This window comes from Nostoc sp. UHCC 0302 (assembly GCF_038096175.1).
In the GTDB taxonomy this organism is placed as follows: Bacteria; Cyanobacteriota; Cyanobacteriia; order Cyanobacteriales; family Nostocaceae; genus UHCC-0302.
On record NZ_CP151099.1, the window covers coordinates 889,350 to 909,541 of the forward strand.

Below are 20,192 nucleotides of genomic sequence, written 5' to 3' on the forward strand. Positions count from 1 at the left end.
TTGTATGCGTTACCCTATTATCGAAATCGAAGTCACTCAATCTTTACCTACTATTAAGCTGTCAGAGAATGATGCAGGTATCGCCTTAATTGTACGGCATAAAGATCAGGCGATCGCTTTTTTGATGCAAGCACTCTCCCCTAACAGAGTACTTACCTCAGCAGAGATAGCTGAATGGATAGCTAAAGAAGTTGGGAATAAACTACTTCAAGAAAGCATTCGGGAACAATTGACTCATCCTACTGCTAATCTTGCTGATTTTCCCTCGTTGACAGTTGCAGTCTGTACTAAAGACCGTCCTGATAATCTAGCTAGATGTTTGCAGTCTTTAATAAAGTTACAAAAACCTGAGTTAGAAGCTAACCCTCGCTTTGAAATTTTGGTCATAGATAATGCTTCCACAGATAAACGCACTCAAGAACTCGTTACAGTGTTACCAAGTGTGCGCTACGTTCAAGAACCGAAACCAGGATTGGATTTTGCTCGTAACCGCGCCCTACACGAAGCAATAGGAGAAATTATCGCTTTTGTAGATGATGACGTAGTGGTAGACCGTCAATGGTTCAACGGGCTGATGGAAGCTTGGACAGAAAATCCTGACGCAGCTGCTTTTACTGGACAAGTTTTGCCCTATGCGTTAGAGACAGAAGCTCAAATCTTGTGTGAAAAAAGAGGCGGTTTTCGCAAAAGCTTTGAAAAAATTCGCTTTGGTCAAATCCTGCCAGGAAATACTTTATACCCCTGCGGTGCTGGAGTGTTTGGGGTTGGCTGTAATATGGCATTTCGTCGCCAGATTGTACTTGAGTTAGGTGGGTTTGACGAAGCTTTAGATACAGGCCCTTCTCTACCAGGTGGTGGCGACCACGATATGTTTTATCGCATCATTCGTGCAGATTACACGCTCATATATGAGCCGAAATATTTAGTATTTCATGAGCATCGTCGAGATTATCTCTCACTGCGTCGTCAATACAGCCGTAGTTGGGGTTTAGGTTTTACATCTTATGTCACCAAATGTTATCTTAGCGACCCACCTCAAAGAAAAAAATTAGTCCGCTTAGTGCTGTGGTGGTTGAAGTATGAACTTAGCCAATTATTAGAAAGTTTATTGGGTAAACATTCTCTACCACCTGACATTTTTTTTGCAGAATTTTTGGGCGGAATTACTGGGCTTTTGGGCGGATATTCTCGCTCTTGCAAACGTATTGAGAAAATTCGGAGGCAATTTGTATGAGCCATAGCCCTTGGAAAATTTTACATCTAGCTATGGATGAAGGGTTATCATCGCTACCTATTTATCCTGGTTATCAAGGTTTATATGTAGTGTTTTGGTGGCAAAGTATTCCTCTTGGGCATCAGCGAATTTCATCTGAGCAATTACCGATGACTGCCACTCAATTACTAAATGTTGCTATTCAAACAATTACTCCTACTGTTAGTCATTATTTTTCTAAACAAGGCATAGATGTCTTAAAGCAGAAAAGTGTGAGAAATACTGCGGTAGTAACATCAACTAGAAAATTGAGTAATCCTAGTGCGGATTTTCCTGTATATCTTAAAAATTCTATTTCTATTGTGATTCCCACAAGAAACAGAACACAGCAGTTAGCTAAATGTTTAGATTCGCTTAAAAATTTAGTTGTCAGTCCGGCTGAAATCATAGTTATAGATAATGCGCCTAATTCTAATACTACACAAGAATTAGTAGCTAAAATCCCAAATATTCAATATTTTATAGAGCCAGAAGCAGGTGCGAGCAAAGCTAGGAATACTGGTATATTTCATGCTAAAGGCGATATTGTGGCATTCATTGATGATGATATGACGGTACATCCTGACTGGTTAATGCAAATACAACAAAGCTTTGAAGAGCCTGAAGTAATGGCTGTGACTGGTTTAGTTTTACCTGGAGAATTATTAACAGAAGCTCAGCAGATTTTTGAAGATAACTGGAGTTTTATTCGAGGTTTTTATCAAGTAGATTTCGATAGAGAATTTTTTCAACAATATAAGAATTATGGTGTTCCGGTTTGGTTGATGGGTGGTAGCGGGAACATGGCTGTTCGCCGTCGAGTTTTTGATTTATTGGGTGGTTTTGATGAACGCTTAGGCGCAGGAGAGAAGGCGGCTGGATGTAGTGAAGATTCAGAGTTCTGTTATCGTTTATTAGCAGAAGGTTTGCTATGTCGTTATGAACCAAAAGCGGTTGCATATCATTACCATCGTCAGGATATAACCAACTTGAAGCAGCAGGTTCACAGCTATATGCGGGGACACGTTGCAGCACTACTGATTCAGTATGAAAAATACGATCATTGGGGTAATTTACGACGGTTGTTGTTAAGTTTGCCGAAATGGTATTTGCAGTTATTTATTAGGGGTTTAATTAGAGGGTTCGGGGGAAGATATCAGACTTTATTTAGAGAGATTTCTGGTTGTGTGGCGGGGGTAATTTTTTATTTCACGCAGAGAAGAGAGTATAAGAAATTTAGTAAAAAGTAATTTTTATGTTGAAAGTGTCTGTGATTATTCCTGCTTATGATTGTGGAGAAACTATTAGAAAAACGCTCTCTTCTCTGCTGGTTCAGACTTATACTGAGTGGGAGGCGATTGTTGTTGATGATGGTTCGAGTGATGATACGCTGGTGATCGCAACTCAATTTGCACAACAAGATTCTCGCATTCAGGTGCTGAGTCAGGTCAACTCAGGCGTATGCGCTGCGCGTAATGCAGGTATTCATAAGGCTAAGTTTGAGTGGTTATTATTTTTGGACGCTGATGATTGGATTTTGCCGCAGCATTTAGAACGGTTGATACAAGCGATAAAAGATAACCCAAGCCTGGATGCTGTTTATAGTCGTTGGACAAAGGTTGCGTCCAATGAACAGCCGATTGTTGATGAGGAATTTTCTTTTCAACCCAGTACTTTATTTGCTGCCTTAGCACGAAATTGCGTACTTGCTATCCATTGTTGCATTGTCCGCAAGACAATTGTTAGAGAAGTTGGTGGTTTTGATACAACATTGCTGACTTGTGAAGATTGGGATTTTTGGCAAAAAATTGCTCGAACTGGTTCAGTTTTTGGTGCGATTCCTGATGCTTCAGCTTGTTACCGCATCCGTCCTAATTCTGCATCTACTAATAGGCTTCAAATTTTTACCGATGGGCTACGTGTAATTACTACTGGACATTCACCTGATCCTAGAGTTCCTAATCCCTCTCCAGCTTATGTTAGGGGTATGTCAGCCGCAGAGCTTCCTGGTGTGAAACTAGCCTTTCTCTGCTGGACAGCAGGGTTTTTGCTCAGTTGCGGTGAAGATGCGATCGCTTTGTTAGATGTAATACCAGAGGAGCGTGACCCCGGACTCTGCCCATATACAATTGCATTGTGTATTTTCTCGTCTGCGTTCCAGCCTCAGTGTCACACCTCTACATCTGCTAGCTATGAATTATGGCAACGTTTGGAAACAGACATTTATAAGTTTTTAACAGCGCTGGAAACTCAATCAATGGCTCCAGCTTTGACGCGTCGTGTCTGCATCAGACTGGAAAACTTGATTTTAGACCACTCTACAAATCCTCGCCCTGTAACTGTCGGCTCTACCTATGCAGTGGCGGTAGAAGTGACAGAACCAATCTCAGACATTACTGCGCCAGCAACTACAGGACGCTTACATTGTACTATCAGCATTGAAGGTAAGCGCCTCGGTAGTCTCATATTACCTATCTGCGATGGGTTTGTTGCTAGCTATGTTTTACAAGATGCGATCGCAGCTAAATTCGCTTGGGAAATTTTAGGGCATTTCTTCCAGCGCACAATTTACCACCAACTCACTATCAAATCTAGTACAGCAAACTCGTCTGTGTGGCGAGGTTCCTTATGTTTGGCAGATAATTTGCCCAGCGATCAGCAGTTACTTTGGGCTGTATTACATGATCACATCGGTTGGACAGTATTTTTACAAGAACTTTGGCAACGTCCACACTGGCTAGATACTAATTTTTATAGTTCACGCTTGGGAAAAAAAACTATCTTTCGAGAACTCCAGATGAGTTTATTTCAAGGTAGTTGGAAATCAGCAGTTGGCACTTTAGTAGCTTTGCAGCAACGTGTGGATAAAGATACATTTACGGTTGAAGTGAGTGATAACTTACCCAATCTCTCGGTCAGTGCTGAAGAATTGATAGTTATACCCACAGTTGGCGGTGTACCACTAGGCAGCATATCTGTAGAGGTCGAAGGGGGTAAAGTTAGCTCTCAGCAGTTGCGTGCTGCCATCATCAAAGAAAGTGGTTTGGAATTGATGATTGCAGCCGTGCGGGAAGGATTACTCGGTAGGGGGTTAGCAGAAGGAACTTTACGCGATCGCTTAGTCAACAAGTCAGTTGATCCTCAATATGGTAGTGATGTAATTTTATCGCGTTATCCAAGTGCGATCGGCACTAGTGTTTCTCGGCGGGCAATGTTCCCAAAAAGAGTACTTAATGATTTGATGGAAGCTGGGGTAATTGTCGGCGAACCTGTAATTAAAAGATCAGGGAATAGTAAATTACCAGAACGCCTAATTTATGCACCAGAATTCATTACTTCTCCAACCAAAATAGTTCCCAAATTTTCACCAAAAGTTGAACGTGTACCTAAACCAGCAACTGTTAACCTCCGGGAATATTTCGAGACTTTGTTTACCAAACAAGCTGACCCTTGGCAATATACAAGCCCCTACGAACAGAAGAAATACGAACAAACTCTAGCACTCTTGCCATCCAAACAATTCAATAAAGCCTTAGAAGTTGCTTGTGCGGAAGGGCATTTTACAGCACAACTCGCCCCTCGCGTTGATAACCTAGTTGCTGTAGACATTTCTCAAGTAGCCCTGGAAAGGGCTGCTCAACGGTGCGCTGATTGCAAAAATGTTACCTTTCAACTGTTCGACTTAACTCAAGATCCAATCCCCGACTGCTTTGATTTAATCATCTGTAGCGAAGTTTTATATTATGTCGGTGGTTTTCCCCAACTGCAAGCCTTTGCTCGTAAGGTTGTAGATGCCCTTAACACTGACGGATATTTTATTACAGCCCACGCTAATCTAGTTGTTGATCAGCCAGATAAACCCGGTTACAACTGGGGTCATCCCTTTGGCGCGAAAGTTATTGGAGAGACGTTTGCCAAAACTCATCCACTGCAACTCATCAAAGAACTACGCACCCCCCTCTACCGTGTGCAACTTTTCCAAGCTGGTAACTATAATCAAGAGCCAGAAATCATTGAAATTCCCCAGCCGACACCACCGCCTCCTCTAGCTGCTGCTAATATCCTTTGGCATGGTGGTTCTCCAGAGATTTATACCAACTGGGAAGTTGTCACCGACCAATTACCAATTTTGATGTATCACCGTGTTCATCCTAAAGGGTGTGCTGCTACTTCGCCCTATCGTGTTACACCAGAGGCTTTTGCTGAACAACTGCGTTACTTGCGCGATGCTGGTTTTCACAGCATTACTTTAGAACAATGGTGCAGAGCCAAGACCACTAGAATACCTATTCCTGGTCGTGCTGTATTAATCACTTTTGATGATGGCTATCAAGATTTTAGTGATTATGCCTGGCCGTTACTCAAGCAGTATGGCTTTTCTGCTAACGTCTTTTTAGTTGCTGGAGCGATCGCTGGTACTAATCATTGGGATAGCTATTACGATGAAGAAGTACCTTTACTTGACTGGCAAGAAATTCGACAACTACAAGATGAGGGTGTACAATTTGGCGCTCATTCAGTCACACACCGTCATCTTACTTCTCTATCAGTTGCAGAAATCGTCCAAGAAGCAGTGCGCTCACGCTCTCTACTACACCAAGTCTTGGGTCATACCCCTACTGCATTTGCCTATCCTTACGGCGATACAGATAGTGTAGTGCAACATTTAATTGGTGCTTGTGGTTATACATTTGGTCTGTCCTGCAAGTCTGGTTTGAGCCATTTCCATGATTCTCTACTGGCGTTACCTCGCATCGAAATCGTTGGTACTGATGGTTTACCTGAGTTTATTGCCAAGCTGAATGTTTAAGCTGGAATGTATGACATTAAAATTTATAGCTGCTGCACATAAATCGCGCTCGATAATCTTTTTGTACAGTTAATGTTCCTTTTGGTTTAAATACTTTGACAATTAATGGAAAAGTTATATTAGTATAAACTCCATAAGCATTGACTGAAACTATTCCATTATCTATTTTTCCCACACTTCCTAAATATTGTATAGCTACATAATCAGTCTTTTTACCTTTTTTCCTATCTCCTGTTTCATCTATTACTACTGTAATTACATTTCCATTTAATGCTTTCTTGAGTTTATTTAATCTTCGGCTTTTTAATTTATTTACTGACCAATCTGAATTTGCTAGAAAATGGTGTAACGACTGCGCTGAATTTATACTTACAACTTTTGCTATTTCTGGTAATAATTTTCTTTTTATCGTTGATATTATGCCTAAGTGCAAATATTTGAAATATTCATAATTTCTTACTTCTTGAAATAGGTCTTTGTACTCTGCACAATATTCATCTACGAGCGCAACTGTTGGGTGGGCGTCTCTTGCCAAATGTTTCAGGATTTGTAATTCTACATCCATTGCCCTGCTTACCTTCCAGAGTTTTTTATTTTAATCCTTTTATTAAGAATACTCGGAAAGTGACAGAAGAGGGGTATTTTGCGATGTGACGAATCTTAAGACTCTGAATCAATCAGCAGTCAGCAAAATTTTGTCTCCAACTAGTCCTTTGGGTATAGTTTTAGTGGGTATTAGTGCTTTTATCCCAGACGAAACTTTAGCTCAAACACTAGATAATTTATACGACTGGGTTCCCAAAGGAAGTTTTTTAGCACTGGACTTTGATGGTGAGGCCGCAGTTGATTACCCGAAGTTACTACAATTGCTTCAAGATATAGGTGCGCCTTTATTCATGCGAAATCCTACCAATTTTTTATCTTTGCTAGGACGGTGGCAATTAACGAAACATGGAATTTTACCTGTAGAAAATTGGCAAATAGAAGTATCAACCGATAGTTTTGAAATTCAACAACCAGTTTTTAGTTACGGTTGCGTTGTTTACAAATAATCATAGTTTGCACTTACACCTAAGAGCTTGCTTGTACCCACCAGTTTCAATTAAATTCAAAAATTCAACATCAAGTGAAACGCTGTTGAGAAAATGTACCTAGTATGTGGATGCGCTGCTTCGGCTTGTCGCAGAGATCGCTGGCTTTGAAAAAAGCCCTCCGAACTTGGAGATGGATTAAATCACCAGGATTAATAAATCAGAAAAGGTATTGCGTATAAATCCTGGTAGTGTAAAATACACCTAAGCAGATATTTTCTGCTGTCAGTTAATGAATTTTTGTTCAGAAAACTTTCAGCATGAACTTCGAGAGTAAAAAAGATGTTTGCGTATACCATATAATCAATTACACCACTATGAGAAGTAAGATTTCTCAATTCGTTGCAATTACTACATCAATTCTAGTATTCGGGACGCTTGGGGCAGTAAGTTCTGTTAGAGCGTTCGCAGTTGATTTGAAAGTAGCCCAAAAATTAGCACAGGCAGTTGAACTTAACCAAGCAAACCAGTATACCTTCACTGATCCAATTAGGACTACACAGATTGTCTTCTATCCACAAGCGCCAGGGCCAGTACGCACAGATGAGCCACGAGGAGCTTCCCAACTGACCTATCAAGGCCCAGAAGGTGAATTTACTTTTCGAGGCAAGGAAATTAGGAAACAAAAAAGTCCTCTGGGTTTACTTATTACTGTGACCTTAGAGCCAAACTTTGATCAAGGTCAGTTGGAGTTAACGTTGGTGCTACCAACTGTAAACCTTCAAAATGGGCAAAAACAAGGCTTTGATACTGTGGCGATTAAGTCCAGAGGCTTAGGGTTTGTCATCAACCGAGCTGGAGCAGAACAAAATTATCTAACCCTACCACTAAAGGGGGTTGCAGAAAGCGTTATTCTTCCTCTGTAATTAAAACATTGGAGCTTGTGCTATCTTCACAAGCTCGTGGGATTAAAGCAACCCGTTTCTGTGCGAAGAAACTGCACGAACTATTGCCAAGAGAAAATCAAGTTTATGGGATTGAGGTGAAAGGCTCTTGTCAAGGCAGTTATGACGCCGCGCCTGTGAATGATGCTGATAAATAGTCGCATAAGGCGAGGTTGAAAGGCTTTAGGAGCGACCTGCAAGAAAGCAGAAATTGAATTTGGCAGCAATTTGATCAACTCTTATTTTAACAAAAGTCTTGAACCCTTAAATAAAAATTAAAGCTCCCATGAACAAAATATCACTTAACTACAAATACTCAATTATTCCCCTATTAGGTGCAATAATAGTTAGCAACGGATTTTTCTCCAAAGTATCTGCTCAAAGCATTTCTACTCCAGACACTACTAATTCTGTTGCCGCTACTGTCGAAAATCAAGAGTTCCCCCAATGGGCATATTACACGATACGAAGAGATTTTCGCAGATGTGCTTCTCCAATATGCGGTGGATATTTTATAAAGCTTGTCAACTTGAAAGCTACTCCTTGCTTAGATGGTGTTTTTCGCTCAGAATGTTATGTGTCTGCAATTGATTGGAGGGCGTTGCTGAATCAAAATATGAATTATGCGATCACCTCAAGCTTGCGGGCGCTATGCGCCCGCAGCGCATCATCACCGTACTGAAGATAATGTATTACTAATCGAATAGAATACCTCAGCATTTTTTCTGATTTGGAGTAACACTCATGTTTTACGATGTAAGCGAGCCAGATAATGTCTTAGACGACTGTTTTCTCCCTCTACTCTCGTCATATAAGTCTTACTAACAATATGGTCTTCATTACTGATAAAAACAGGATAAACAGTATATCCATCAGTAACATAAAAATAAGACTGCCAACATCTTATAATCTGCCACAATATTTTAAAAGTTTCTGAACTCCTATCGCCTAAAACCCAAGATATAATTCCCGCAGTACTATGATTTACGGCTGTCCACAGCCATATTTTGTTTTTTTTTACCGATGAAAGTTTCTAGTTCATCAACTTCTGCAACTTCTGGTATTTCACTTCTATCAGGCGTATCTGTTAAAGCCATCCCAACTTCTTTCACCCAATTTATCACAGTAGTATGATGTACTTTTTTAACTCTTTCTATAGCTCGAAATCCCAAACCGTTAACGTACATCTCTAAGCACTCACGCTTAATATCCTCTGTATATCCTTTCTGATCATAAAACTCAATAAACTGACGTTTGCATTGAACACAGATGTAATGAGAGTTTACCTCTTTGTTGACCATTCTTACGAATGTGAGTTGATGCACACCTTGGACATTGCATAGCGATCGCCCTAATTCATATTTCTATTCTGCAACGCCGATTGGAGTTCCCTGAAAGTCTCACCTTCCCAACTGGTAAAAATTCAAAATGATTATGGTAGCCGTGTGATTCTCAGAGGTAGCATAGTTCCAGTTGAATTTTCCCCATTTGGTGAGTTTGGGAATTTGAGAGTTAAAGAGGCTTTCTATGCCGCTACAGATGCCCCAGCAAAAGGTACTTTTGTGGCACTAAAAGACAATGGCATTCGTTGCATCACAACTCCTTGCTTCTCCACAGATAATCTGATTCTAAATAAGCCGAAGATTTCTCAAGTTTCGTCAATTGATTTGAGTAAAACCGATGCAACACAAAAACAACTTGACGCAGCAACCAGCGAAATTTTTGGTCAAGGTTTGATTGCTGTAGGTAAAACTGAGGTAGTAGGCAATTCAGATCCAACCAAGAGAGATACTAAGTTTGTGGCTACAAAATTTTATTTGAGAGTGGAACGAAAGTAAAGGAATTTTGGTGAGCTCAGATAAATATAATTCCCGAATATAGATAAGCGGTGCTGGGAGCGATGGCGTACCCGCACTTTCCGATGGCGATGGCGTACCCGCCCGCTGTAGGCGATCGCAAAAGTCCTAGTAGAAAAGCACCCATTTACCTATTTAAGACACTCAATACCAATGATCGGCACACAGTTAAGGAAATCTTGCCAAAACTCTTGACCAAATTCTTCCACACCTTGGGGAGAGACTATTGGTTTGTGCCAGTTAACCTCTTTAAAACCCGCACTTTGGAATGCCCATTCATAAGTAGCTGTGCTGAGGTAATAGTTATCGAAGCTAAATTTCTGATCACTATCAGAGATTGTGAATGTGTATTTTATCGGTGTGCCTTCCACTAATGGTGAATCTATGCTTTTAATAAATCCATACTTAGAAGTAGTCAGATAGGAAATAGGGGATTGGGAGTCATTATTATTGATGGTGACGAAACGACCGCCCGGTTTGAGATTGGCAAATATGTTCTGACACATTTTAAGTAGTTGTTCTCTGGAGGAAGCGTAATTAAGTAGATAGGAAGCTGCCACCAGATCAAAATTGCCAATTTTACCAAGTTCAAGTACATCACCGAAAATATATTCAATGTTTTGGGGTTGTCTGGTTTGTTCCAATCTTGCCAATGAAATCATTTTTTCAGAGATTTCGACCCCTACAACTCGTGCTGCACCTTGGAGTTTGAATTGTCTAGTGTAAAATCCTTCTCCACAAGCCAGATCGAGAATTGATTTTCCAACTAGATTACCGAGCAGATGAAAGTATGTATATACCTCAATATGCAAGCGAAACGGCAACTGTTTAGATTTTTTATACTCAGTAGCTATCAAGTCATAAGATGTCATTTTTTTACTCCACTGATCAGCTTTGAGCTTACAAAGTAAATTAGCAGAAATTTCCGCAGTGGGAGATTGTTTGCATGGATGGGGTATTGGTTGATTGGAATGGGTAAGGAGGCTGATTTATTAATCTGCTTCCACCGATAATATTGTTATTAATGAAGATAGTACCGCTCTTGAGGCAGACAAGGGAGCTATATTTAGTGATTTTAGCTTCGGCTAATCATCAGATAAGAGTCGAGTTATTGAAAAGTTGATATTGAGTAATAATTTCGCTAATAAGTAGTTTTTTTGACATAAATGCATTTCTGACACGTGGAACTGCTAACATACTCGTTGTAGTTTGAATTTGCGAGTAAAAACGTAAAAACACTCATTTATTGAGGTGATTGTTCACTTGTGACTAAGTAGAGCAATTACCTACTTTTTATGGATTTAGAGTGTTGGCATGAGGGGGCTAGCACTGCAATCGTTAAAGCATTGTCACAAATATAATTTCATTATTAATCCCTGTGGTTAGGGATTAATCATGGCGATCGCTCATACGGAACTGCGATCGCTTCTCTACTGGATAAATTTACGTCACTTCTATTGTTGAAACTGCGGCTGCATATTTTTATACAATTATTGTAGGGGTAATAAAGGTAAAAGTTCCGCCGCGTTTGTGCCAAATCCTGAAAAAGCGGTCTTGAGATGCAGCCCAAGTGGAGCAATTGTCTAAGAGATGGTTGCGACAGGCTATTGAAGGAAGTTAAGCCTGCTCAGTTGTTAGATTAATAGTTGTTACTTACAATCCTTGATAATTCGTAAGAATTCAGGAGCCAGAATCCAGGAGTCAGGATGTTAGAAATTTTAGTCAAATTCTTCTCAATCAATAGATGAATTATACGCTCATTGCTTTCAAATTCTGACTTTAGAAGGACTGAGTGCTGAATTCTTACGATAATTCTATCTGTAGGTTGATTAAATGTATTTAACGCTAATAATGTTTATTTCTAAATCAAAAATAAGTATTAATTTGGAAACTCTTATTTTTACAAAAAACTATTCTATACTTACAACTTCCTCATAATATAAGTTAAATTTAAGTTAAAAGAGTCTGAAAAAATTCTAGGCTTGAAACTAGTTTGAGTTATGAGCATCAAATCGTAGCTCCTAGAAGCAAGCACTAGATATTAATAGCTTAATAAAAAGATTTAGGGATATTAAAAATGAATAGTGATAAATCTAATCAAATGTGCCTGCTGAGTATTTGTCAGCAAAAAGAGAAAGAACTACAACAGCAAATTGAGCAGCAGCAGCTGGTAATGGCAATGGCAGTACGCATCCGCCAAAGTTTGAATCTTGAGGAGGTATTGAATACAACAGTAAATGAAGTACGACAATTCCTCCAAGGTGATCGCGTGTTGATTTATCAGTTTCAAGCAGATTACAGTGGGATTGTAGTGGTGGAATCTGTAGGTGATGGTTGGATATCAGTGCTGAATGCCCAAGTCCAAGATACTTGGTTCATGTCTACTGGTAATGAGCATTATCAACAAGGACGTATCCAAGCTGTAGCAGATATATATACAGCAGGTCTTACAGAATGTCACCGTGATTTACTCGCTCAGTTTCAAGTTAGAGCTAACTTGGTAGTGCCAATTTTACAAGGAGAAAATTTGTGGGGATTGCTAGTTGCCAGTCAATGTGCAGCACCACGGCAGTGGCAAAGTTGGGAAATTGATTTACTCAAGCAATTAGCAACACAAATAGGCATTGCGATCCAGCAATCTCAACTGTATGAGCAGGTACAATCCGAACTTGCTGAACGTAAGCAGGCGGAACAAAAAATAAAAGAACAAGCAGCTCTACTAGATATCACTACTGACGCAATTTTAGTTCGAGATTTAAATAATCAAATTACGTTCTGGAATCAAGGTGCAGAGAGTTTATATGGTTGGAAAGCTGACGAGATTCTAGGAGATAATGCTGATAAGCTTTTATGCCAAGAAAATTTACCTCAACTGGAAATAGCTTTTAAACAGGTAATAGAGTGTAGTTCGTGGCAAGGTGAATTAGAAAAAGTCACCAAATTTGGTCAAAAAATTCTTGTAGAAAGCCGTTGGATACTGATGTTTGATGAAGCATTTCAACGCAAATCTATCCTGACCGTCGATACTGACATCACTGAGAAAAAACAACTTCAAGCCCAATTTCTCCGTAGCCAGCGGCTAGAGAGTCTCGGTACGCTGGCTAGTGGAATTGCTCACGACCTCAACAACATTTTGACGCCAATTCTCTCTTCAGTTCAACTATTAGCACTTAAACTTCCCAATCTTGATGGGCAGTATAAGCAAATGCTAAAAATCATAGAAGATAACTCTAAACGTGCAGCTGATTTAGTTAAGCAAATCCTGACATTTGCACGCGGTTCTGACGAAAGGGGGATTACTTTACAAATAGAACACCTTTTGTTGGAAATGGAGCAAATTGCCAAAAGCACATTTCCGAAATCGATTCAAGTTACCAAAAAATTACCCCAGGAACCCTTGTGGGCTATTAAGGCAAAACCTACTCAAATACATCAAGTACTAATGAACTTGTGTGTTAATGCTCGTGATGCCATGCCCAAAGGCGGCACTCTATCTATTGGTGCGGAAAATTTATCCATTGAGCAAAACCTGGCTCGGATAAATCCGGATGCTAATGTTGGTTCCTATGTAGTTATCACTATAAATGATACAGGCTTTGGTATGACTCCATTGATTAGGGAGCGTATTTTTGAACCCTTTTTTACAACTAAAGAATTGGGTAAAGGTACAGGGCTAGGTCTTTCCACTGTAATTGGTATTGTCAAAAATTACGGTGGTTTTGTGACTGTAGATAGTCAGCTTGGGAAAGGAACTCAATTTCAGGTATATTTCCCAGCTATCAAACCAGGAATAAGGGGAGTAGCAGAGAATGTAGAATTGCCTCATGGTAACGGAGAATTGATTCTAATTGTAGATGATGAAATTGCCATTTTGGAGATGACTAAAACCTTGTTAGAAGACTCCAACTATAAAACTCTGACAGCTATTAATGGTATTGAAGCTATCTCATTGTATGCTCAGCATCAAGAGAAAATTAGCTTAGTATTGATGGATATAATGATGCCGTTGATGGATGGTTTAACTGCAAGTAGTATCCTGCAACAAATGAACTCACAGGTCAAGATTATAGGACTTAGCGGTATTACGTTGGATCACCATCAGCTTAATACTAATGGTGATTACCTCAGCATTAATGTATTTTTAATAAAGCCTTACACTTTTTCGGAATTATTAGATGTTATTAGAAACCTTTTGAAGGAGCCATTAGATTCAATGCAATGAATTTTTCAGTTGAGTTAATGAGGAGTTGCTTAAGCTTGTGGAACTCCTTTTAGATATCTCTCGTTATAAACACGCAGCGCTCATTTAAGCTGCCAGCGCTTGAATTGGCAAAAGATTTTAATTAAAATAATTAACCAGGTCAAAGCAATATCTACACGTGAACTAGCCTTTGTTTGCAAAATTTCTCAACCCCTGCTAACTGTCTACGGCGATTCCTTAGAAATTCAACGGGTTCTACAAAACTTACTTGATAACGCTGTGCGGGTAAGTAACCCTCAAGGAGAAATTCTACTTGAAATAATCTCTTATAGAGAAGGTCAAGTGAAGGTTTCTGTGCGTGATTACGGTTCAGGAATTGCGCCCCAAAATCAACAAAAACTATTTCACCGCTTTATTCAAGGACGAGGACAGCGTGGAAAGAGTGGGCTTGGTTTGTACTTGTGTCGTCAAATTATTGAGGCTCATAGAGGAACCATTGGTGTCAAAAGCTCTCCCGGAAAAGGAAGTACTTTCTGGTTTACCCTGCCAAGCACCATAAATAACATTGATTGCAGCTATAAATATACAACTGTATATAGCCAGAATGATGCCTGAATTTTGACGAATGTATTTTTCTTCAATCTTGCTAGTGTTTAGAAATTTTTCGCTTTTCTTAAGTGTCTTATCTGTCCTTGCTTTTTATTTATAAGTTAGAGAAGATAAGGCAAGCAAATAAAAGCTTCTTGTTTAAGGGATAAAATTTCTCTAAAGTCGTGTTGCTTCTGTTTGAAGCAAGCATCAGTTTTGTGCTGTTCTGTAGGTCAACTCAACCTACAACAGATGTAATTACATTAACAACCTCCATGAAAAATCTAGCTTTGCTATCCGCTACAGCCCTCGCTACCACATCTGGATTGTTTTTTGGGACAATGCAAGATGCCTCTGCTTTGAGTTGGGACTGGAATTATTCTGGTACTGGCATAGCGGCAAGTGGTACTTTGACCACTAATGACACCGCTGACGATTTTGGTTTTTACCAGATTTTAGGAATTAGTGGTATACGCAATGGTGAAACAATTACTGGTTTACAGCCCGCAGGGACTCCAATTCCAGGAAACGAACCTTTTAATGTTGATAACTTAATTAGTCTTGGTAATTAGCAGTTAACAGGGGATGGTTTTGGTTATTCCACATCAGGAGGGAACTTTGTGAGTCCTTTTTTTGCTAATTTCTTGCCGACACCTGGTTATTTAGAAGTTTTTTCTGCACCACCATTGACACCAGGGTTTGAAAATTTGGGAGCAGAAGATAGTGAGTTACCCATTAGTTTTTCTGCAACTCTAGTCAGTGTTCCTGAACCCAATTCTATCCTTAGCTTGCTTGCCCTCGGCACTCTCGGCGCAACTTCAGCACTTAAATGTAATGCGTCATTTAAATTCACTGCCAACAAGTTCAAAAAAGTTTCTTAAAACTATATCAACCAAAACTTATGAATATTAAATACTCCTTAGTTTACTAAACCACAACAATACACTACTAGTTCGCTGTCGTAAACTTGGCTCTTTTAAGGGTAAGGGGGGCAGGGAGCAACAAAAACCCTTAGTGACGCAATTGTGGCAGGAGTGTTGGACGGCCATTAGTGTCAACTTAAGGAAAAAGTCAACAAGTAGAGGTAGAGTAGGGGAGTAGAGACAAAGACAAAAGGAGTTGTCAAAATGGCTACTCCCCGGATGAGAAAAGATGGCAATCCAGACTTAAGAAGACAAACACAACTGCCAGCACCAGCAATAGAAGAAATAGAAGCCCAGATATACGCACTACTAGAACCATCAAACTTTAAACCACTAAGAGATTCACCAGGACTAGACAACAAAAACTTAAGAGAAAGAAAATTAACATTACCAGTGATGATGGCAGTGGTAGTAAGTCTGGTGTATCGACAAATAGCCGGATTAAGCGAAGCAATCAGATTATTAGCCACAGAAGGATTAATGTGGGTAGAACCGATGTTAGTGAGTAAACAAGCACTCTCACAAAGGTTAAAGAAAATACCAGCAAAATTATTTGCACAAGTGTTTGAGCAAGTCATCGAAAAAATCCATGCCACCCCACAGGCAAATAGAATCCCACAGCAGTGGCAACAACTACATCAGACTTTTGGTGCAGTGTGGATAGCGGATGGGTCAACACTAGAAGAATTACGCAAAAAGTTAAAAGCATTATCAGACCAAACAACAGTGTTGGCAGGAAAAATGATGATGGTGGTAGAAGCGTTTACTCATGTACCGACCAAAATCTGGTACACGGAAGATAGCAAAGCTAATGACAAAATTTTTGCCCAGGAGCTATTAGAGCAACTGCCAACTGGCGGACTATTGATTTTCGATTTGGGTTTTTTCAAGTTTGGCTGGTTTGACCAGTTTACACAGCAGCAGAAGTTTTTCGTGACGCGATTGCGCGAAAAAACTTCTTACTTTGTGGTGCGCTGTTTATCAACTGGTGTTTACTATCGTGACGAAATCATCGATATGGGACAATATCGATCCAATCCTTGTCAGTATCCAGTTCGCTTAGTTTCTGTACTCTGGGGTAATAGTTGGTACTACTATTTGACCAATGTGCTTGACCCACAGTTATTATCTGCACAACAAGTGTGTGAACTCTACCGTTGTCGTTGGCGGATTGAAGATGCCTTTAAGCTGACTAAACGACTTCTGGGTCTGGCTTATATTTGGGTTGGCGACCGTAACGGGGTTCAGATTCAAATCTTTGCGACTGTGATTTTCTACACTGTTCTCAACAATTTATCTTCTCAAATCGCGTTCGCACTCGGTCAGCCACTTGAACGTATTTCTGTGGAAATGGTCTTTCGCAGTTTGTATTACTTTGCTGTGGCTGTTTTGCGTCGTGAAACTGATAATGTTGTTGACTATTTAGTTTCACATTACAAGCTTTTTGGTTTGCTTAAAGCCGAGCGCAAACGTCATCGTCAGATTCACTCGCGGTCGGCTCAAGTCTGGGCTGATGCTCCTTAAGTTGACACCAATGTTGGACGGCTGACCCCTACGGTTCTCGGTGGATGCCGTTAACTACTGCCTTGAGCTACAGTACTTTTATCTCTGCAAAGAAAATTCTAACTGAAAGTGGGCTGTTCATCTTTAAGCCAGACAAGTCGATAGAGGATGGACGAGAGACTGTGCGCTGGATGGTGCGGAATTTGCATGGCAGCAGGATGAAGGAGTTTTGGGAGTCAGTAGATGCTGGCAATGAACAAGTAAATTCTCAAAAACAAGAACCTAATGCTGAAAATTCAGAAATGAATCCTGGCTCTGAAGAAATGCGTGCTTTATACGAAGTGTCTATTTCAGATAAAACCCAGTCAGAGCAAGGGTTTCAAAAACCTTCAGGAACTACTCAAGAACATCTCACAAACTCTTCAGTAGAGTTTGTGAGATGTGTCTCTGACACGAAAAAGGAAAATTTGTGTGAGGAGGAGACGGCGAATGCGCCCTTGGGGGTCGCATTGCCTTCAATTGTCGAGAGCGTGTCAGAGAGGCAAGAAGAGTTACCTGCGGTAACGGGCTGCACGTTGCTAATGCTTGTGGATGTTGTACAAGATGAATCTGCTTTACTGAAAGGAGAAAACCAGGATTCTGGTGATGAACCAAAAGACTGTTCTGAGAGGGATTATTCCGCCGCACCCGTTGCTGAGAATGAAAAAACGCCCAGTCAAGTAGAATCAAACCAACCTGAAGAGGTGATGTCTAAAAACTCAGTTTTAGGTGGAGAAGTGAAAGCGGGTAATGAAGGTAAAATTTCCGCCGCACCTGTACCAAATGCTGATAAATGGTCACATGAGGCAATTGTTGCGCGGTCAAATATGCGGCCGGAGCGTATGCATCAACTCAAGGTGGCAAGCACTTCGGGACAGAATCCGGGTTTTGAGTTCTTGAAGGACTGCTGGGATGATCCGGCTTTGCAGATTGTAATCAAGAAATTGTTGGCGAAATTTCCACAGTGGGGTGTTGCGGTTGTAGATGGGGTGTTGGTTGAACCGGAGGAGTAGCAGATCAACTAATTTGAAGTATGTCAAATTATTAACAATACTTGTAATAAGTATTGAAGAACCATATTTTTTTAATTGGCTAGTACTTGTAACATTGCTTGGTAAAATCCTAAGTCTGATTTGATAAGTGAGCATCTAATCAAAGTGCTTTCATTAAAAGTATAGTTCCAAAAAACTTCACCATTGACTCAATGCTGATCACATCAAATAAGGATGAGCTATGGTAATCCGTAAAACTTTCACCATGCTAATGGTTTGTGCTTTATCAACACTCAGCTTTTCCCCAAGTCTAGTAAAGGCTCAACCCATAAAAGACTCGACTGATTCTAAGCAAGTATCTTGCCGCAGATTTGTCGGTGGGACATACATTCTATCTACTTTCCTAAATGGTGAATTTGTGGGGCGAAGAGTGATTACGCTGACCCTTGATGGCAACTTTTTTTCTATCGACTCAAACCAAGGTGGAACTCAAGGCGTGCCAAAGGCTGCTCAATCTTTCCCTAACAATCGTTTCACTGATGGACAAGGTGTTTGGAAGTGCAATAAATCAGGAGAAATTATTGCAATAGCATTCAACTTCAATTTCCCGGCTCCACAAAGCACAGGCTTTGTGACTACTGGTAGAGCCGATTATCGTGCAACATTTAATCCTGTAAGTCAGACAGTGGATGGGACATTTGAAATTCGCACCTTTAACTTGAGTGCAAATCCTTTGGATAATAATGTGCCAGCGGGTGAAGGTGAACCCTTTAGATTCACCTTCACAGGACAACGTGTAACTAACCGTAATTGACATTCTTCATCTTTAAATTGAAGATTAGAGCAAGTGATCGTGTAACTTGCTCATAAATATTTTTCTAGATAAATGCATTTTTGTTATGTGAAACTACTAACATACTTGTTGTAGTTTATATTTACGTGTGAAAACGTAAAAAAACTCATCTATTGAGGGATTGTAAAGCATTGTCACAAATATAATTTCATTATCAATGCCTGTGGTTAGGGATTAATCATAGCGATCACTCTGATGATGTTAAGAACTGTCATTGCTGGGGAGCAATCGATCCCCTAAGAGCCAATTGAAGGCGCTAGGGTATATAAACTTTCTCCATTGCAACGCTGGCAAACCCTAATTTTACCTATTTAATTACCGGAATTATTACTATGCTTTGAATCATAATGTGAGAAAAATTTTGATCCATAAATTAGAAAAGAGTGTCACTTAAGGGATAATGTGGCCGGAATTAAAGGATAAAGTGGCCGCTTTTAAATCCTGGAATGCTTATTTTTGCGTTGCCCCACTTTCACCATACTTTACAAGCGATCGCACTCAAGTCTCTCAAATCCGCTTTTATCATAGGTTCTGTTCTGCGGCCACTTTATGGTTTAAAAACGGCCACTTTATCCTTTAAGTGACAAAGAGTTAACGAAAATTCAGGCTTTCGCGCTAATCACAAATTAAAACTTTGAATCAAATCATGAGTGAGAGTTGAAATTATGAATCATAACTAGAGAATGAGTTGAAAAAACACAATTGAACAAAACTTGCACAAAAAATCCCTGACAAAATTGTTCTAACTTAAACTTTCAATCCAAAATATGATTCAAATACCCATTTTATGGTTCAAAACTTTTGTTTTAATAGATATTTGAGTAAAAATAAAATATTTCATTGAACAAGCGTTCACGAAGTGTGCCGCAGGTATCGCCCAACAACAGAGCGATCGCCTACTCAACTCGTAGCTGACTAATAATGATAATCAAGCCGAAGGATTGATACAAACGTCGCTTTTATCAGTCTTTTTATCCCCTACACGATAATCATTATTAGCAAAAAACTCGAATACTAAAAGTGAACTATAAACTGGATACTCATTTTTGAAGCATATCATGAATAAAAATCTCATTTTTTATTTCAAATCACAATTACCGCCGTTGATAGTGCTTGGAATGCCAGTATCGTTAGTGAATACGTCATATTTAAAGGGCGAGTAATTAGTACCTCTGGATTAGGAGCAACGATTTCTCATGC

The 20,192-nt window shown here is 39.8% G+C and carries 17 protein-coding genes and 2 pseudogenes; 15 read left to right on the forward strand and 4 right to left on the reverse strand.

The window, feature by feature from the left end; translation table 11 throughout:
- Positions 1 to 4: 4 nt before the first annotated feature.
- From WKK05_RS03545 to WKK05_RS03555, 3 genes are read left to right on the forward strand one after another with little or no spacing between them, the layout of a single operon-like run.
- On the forward strand, positions 5 to 1,234 hold the full coding sequence (locus WKK05_RS03545; RefSeq protein WP_341528428.1) for a glycosyltransferase: 1,230 nt from the start codon (positions 5 to 7) through the stop codon (positions 1,232 to 1,234).
- On the forward strand, positions 1,231 to 2,502 hold the full coding sequence (locus WKK05_RS03550; RefSeq protein WP_341528429.1) for a glycosyltransferase: 1,272 nt from the start codon (positions 1,231 to 1,233) through the stop codon (positions 2,500 to 2,502). The genes WKK05_RS03545 and WKK05_RS03550 overlap by 4 nt, the downstream gene beginning before the upstream one ends.
- 5 nt (positions 2,503 to 2,507) lie before the next feature.
- Positions 2,508 to 6,062 carry a trifunctional glycosyltransferase/class I SAM-dependent methyltransferase/polysaccharide deacetylase gene (locus WKK05_RS03555; RefSeq protein ID WP_341528430.1) on the forward strand — a complete coding sequence of 1,185 codons (3,555 nt, stop codon included), beginning with the start codon at positions 2,508 to 2,510 and terminating at the stop codon, positions 6,060 to 6,062.
- Between the two features lie 70 nt (positions 6,063 to 6,132).
- Here the strand turns inward: WKK05_RS03555 and WKK05_RS03560 are convergent.
- A pseudogene (locus WKK05_RS03560) lies at positions 6,133 to 6,627 on the reverse strand (transposase); the annotation flags it as partial.
- 85 nt (positions 6,628 to 6,712) lie between these two features.
- On the opposite strand from WKK05_RS03560, the gene WKK05_RS03565 reads away from it, so the two are divergent.
- The 4 genes from WKK05_RS03565 (at position 6,713) to WKK05_RS03580 (ending at position 8,719) form a co-directional block, all read left to right on the forward strand.
- Complete coding sequence (locus WKK05_RS03565) at positions 6,713 to 7,114, forward strand: SAM-dependent methyltransferase (RefSeq protein WP_341528431.1); 402 nt, start codon at positions 6,713 to 6,715, stop codon at positions 7,112 to 7,114.
- Positions 7,115 to 7,470: 356 nt separating this feature from the next.
- Positions 7,471 to 8,019 (forward strand): hypothetical protein, encoded by a 549-nt coding sequence (locus WKK05_RS03570; protein WP_341528432.1) that lies wholly within the window; start codon positions 7,471 to 7,473, stop codon positions 8,017 to 8,019.
- Between the two features lie 17 nt (positions 8,020 to 8,036).
- Positions 8,037 to 8,195 carry a hypothetical protein gene (locus WKK05_RS03575; RefSeq protein WP_341528433.1) on the forward strand — a complete coding sequence of 53 codons (159 nt, stop codon included), beginning with the start codon at positions 8,037 to 8,039 and terminating at the stop codon, positions 8,193 to 8,195.
- Positions 8,196 to 8,323: 128 nt separating this feature from the next.
- Complete coding sequence (locus tag WKK05_RS03580) at positions 8,324 to 8,719, forward strand: DUF6748 domain-containing protein (protein ID WP_341528434.1); 396 nt, start codon at positions 8,324 to 8,326, stop codon at positions 8,717 to 8,719.
- Here WKK05_RS03580 and WKK05_RS03585 read toward each other — a convergent pair.
- Positions 8,659 to 9,378: pseudogene (locus WKK05_RS03585) on the reverse strand (IS1 family transposase). The gene WKK05_RS03580 and the pseudogene WKK05_RS03585 overlap by 61 nt on opposite strands.
- A 17-nt stretch (positions 9,379 to 9,395) precedes the next feature.
- Between WKK05_RS03585 and WKK05_RS03590 the strand changes: the two are divergent.
- Positions 9,396 to 9,875, forward strand: a complete 480-nt coding sequence (locus WKK05_RS03590) for a DUF6748 domain-containing protein (RefSeq protein ID WP_341531012.1) — start codon at positions 9,396 to 9,398, stop codon at positions 9,873 to 9,875.
- 16 nt (positions 9,876 to 9,891) lie between these two features.
- Here the strand turns inward: WKK05_RS03590 and WKK05_RS03595 are convergent, their stop codons facing one another.
- Both WKK05_RS03595 and WKK05_RS03600 read right to left on the reverse strand, forming a co-directional pair.
- Positions 9,892 to 10,020 carry a hypothetical protein gene (locus tag WKK05_RS03595; RefSeq protein ID WP_341528435.1) on the reverse strand — a complete coding sequence of 43 codons (129 nt, stop codon included), beginning with the start codon at positions 10,018 to 10,020 and terminating at the stop codon, positions 9,892 to 9,894.
- A 4-nt stretch (positions 10,021 to 10,024) separates the two neighbouring features.
- Positions 10,025 to 10,765, reverse strand: coding sequence for a class I SAM-dependent methyltransferase (locus WKK05_RS03600; RefSeq protein ID WP_341528436.1), 741 nt, complete (start codon positions 10,763 to 10,765; stop codon positions 10,025 to 10,027).
- Positions 10,766 to 11,970: 1,205 nt separating this feature from the next.
- On the opposite strand from WKK05_RS03600, the gene WKK05_RS03605 reads away from it, so the two are divergent.
- From WKK05_RS03605 to WKK05_RS03635, 7 genes are all read left to right on the forward strand, one after another.
- On the forward strand, positions 11,971 to 14,115 hold the full coding sequence (locus WKK05_RS03605) for a GAF domain-containing protein (protein ID WP_341528437.1): 2,145 nt from the start codon (positions 11,971 to 11,973) through the stop codon (positions 14,113 to 14,115).
- 99 nt (positions 14,116 to 14,214) lie between these two features.
- Positions 14,215 to 14,709 (forward strand): ATP-binding protein, encoded by a 495-nt coding sequence (locus WKK05_RS03610; protein WP_341528438.1) that lies wholly within the window; start codon positions 14,215 to 14,217, stop codon positions 14,707 to 14,709.
- A gap of 248 nt (positions 14,710 to 14,957) precedes the next feature.
- Positions 14,958 to 15,254, forward strand: a complete 297-nt coding sequence (locus tag WKK05_RS03615; protein WP_341528439.1) for a hypothetical protein — start codon at positions 14,958 to 14,960, stop codon at positions 15,252 to 15,254.
- Between the two features lie 48 nt (positions 15,255 to 15,302).
- Positions 15,303 to 15,563, forward strand: a complete 261-nt coding sequence (locus WKK05_RS03620; protein WP_341528440.1) for a PEP-CTERM sorting domain-containing protein — start codon at positions 15,303 to 15,305, stop codon at positions 15,561 to 15,563.
- 246 nt (positions 15,564 to 15,809) lie between these two features.
- A complete protein-coding gene (locus tag WKK05_RS03625) occupies positions 15,810 to 17,129 on the forward strand; it encodes an IS4 family transposase (protein WP_341528245.1) in 1,320 nt (439 codons plus the stop codon).
- Between the two features lie 44 nt (positions 17,130 to 17,173).
- Positions 17,174 to 18,160 carry a hypothetical protein gene (locus WKK05_RS03630; protein ID WP_341528441.1) on the forward strand — a complete coding sequence of 329 codons (987 nt, stop codon included), beginning with the start codon at positions 17,174 to 17,176 and terminating at the stop codon, positions 18,158 to 18,160.
- Between the two features lie 220 nt (positions 18,161 to 18,380).
- Positions 18,381 to 18,953, forward strand: a complete 573-nt coding sequence (locus WKK05_RS03635; RefSeq protein WP_341528442.1) for a hypothetical protein — start codon at positions 18,381 to 18,383, stop codon at positions 18,951 to 18,953.
- Positions 18,954 to 20,192: the final 1,239 nt, after the last annotated feature.

Excerpts from the sequence above, each read along its gene's own strand:
- WKK05_RS03600 (WP_341528436.1), bottom strand. The coding sequence starts at position 10,765 with ATGACATCTTATGACTTGATAGCTACTGAGTATAAAAAATCTAAACAG.
- WKK05_RS03605 (WP_341528437.1), top strand. The coding sequence starts at position 11,971 with ATGAATAGTGATAAATCTAATCAAATGTGCCTGCTGAGTATTTGTCAG.
- WKK05_RS03555 (WP_341528430.1), top strand. The coding sequence starts at position 2,508 with ATGTTGAAAGTGTCTGTGATTATTCCTGCTTATGATTGTGGAGAAACT.
- WKK05_RS03545 (WP_341528428.1), top strand. The coding sequence starts at position 5 with ATGCGTTACCCTATTATCGAAATCGAAGTCACTCAATCTTTACCTACT.
- WKK05_RS03630 (WP_341528441.1), top strand. The coding sequence starts at position 17,174 with ATGCCGTTAACTACTGCCTTGAGCTACAGTACTTTTATCTCTGCAAAG.
- WKK05_RS03570 (WP_341528432.1), top strand. The coding sequence starts at position 7,471 with ATGAGAAGTAAGATTTCTCAATTCGTTGCAATTACTACATCAATTCTA.
- WKK05_RS03625 (WP_341528245.1), top strand. The coding sequence starts at position 15,810 with ATGGCTACTCCCCGGATGAGAAAAGATGGCAATCCAGACTTAAGAAGA.
- WKK05_RS03550 (WP_341528429.1), top strand. The coding sequence starts at position 1,231 with ATGAGCCATAGCCCTTGGAAAATTTTACATCTAGCTATGGATGAAGGG.
- WKK05_RS03615 (WP_341528439.1), top strand. The coding sequence starts at position 14,958 with ATGAAAAATCTAGCTTTGCTATCCGCTACAGCCCTCGCTACCACATCT.
- WKK05_RS03595 (WP_341528435.1), bottom strand. The coding sequence starts at position 10,020 with ATGGGTGCTTTTCTACTAGGACTTTTGCGATCGCCTACAGCGGGCGGG.
- WKK05_RS03635 (WP_341528442.1), top strand. The coding sequence starts at position 18,381 with ATGGTAATCCGTAAAACTTTCACCATGCTAATGGTTTGTGCTTTATCA.
- WKK05_RS03580 (WP_341528434.1), top strand. The coding sequence starts at position 8,324 with ATGAACAAAATATCACTTAACTACAAATACTCAATTATTCCCCTATTA.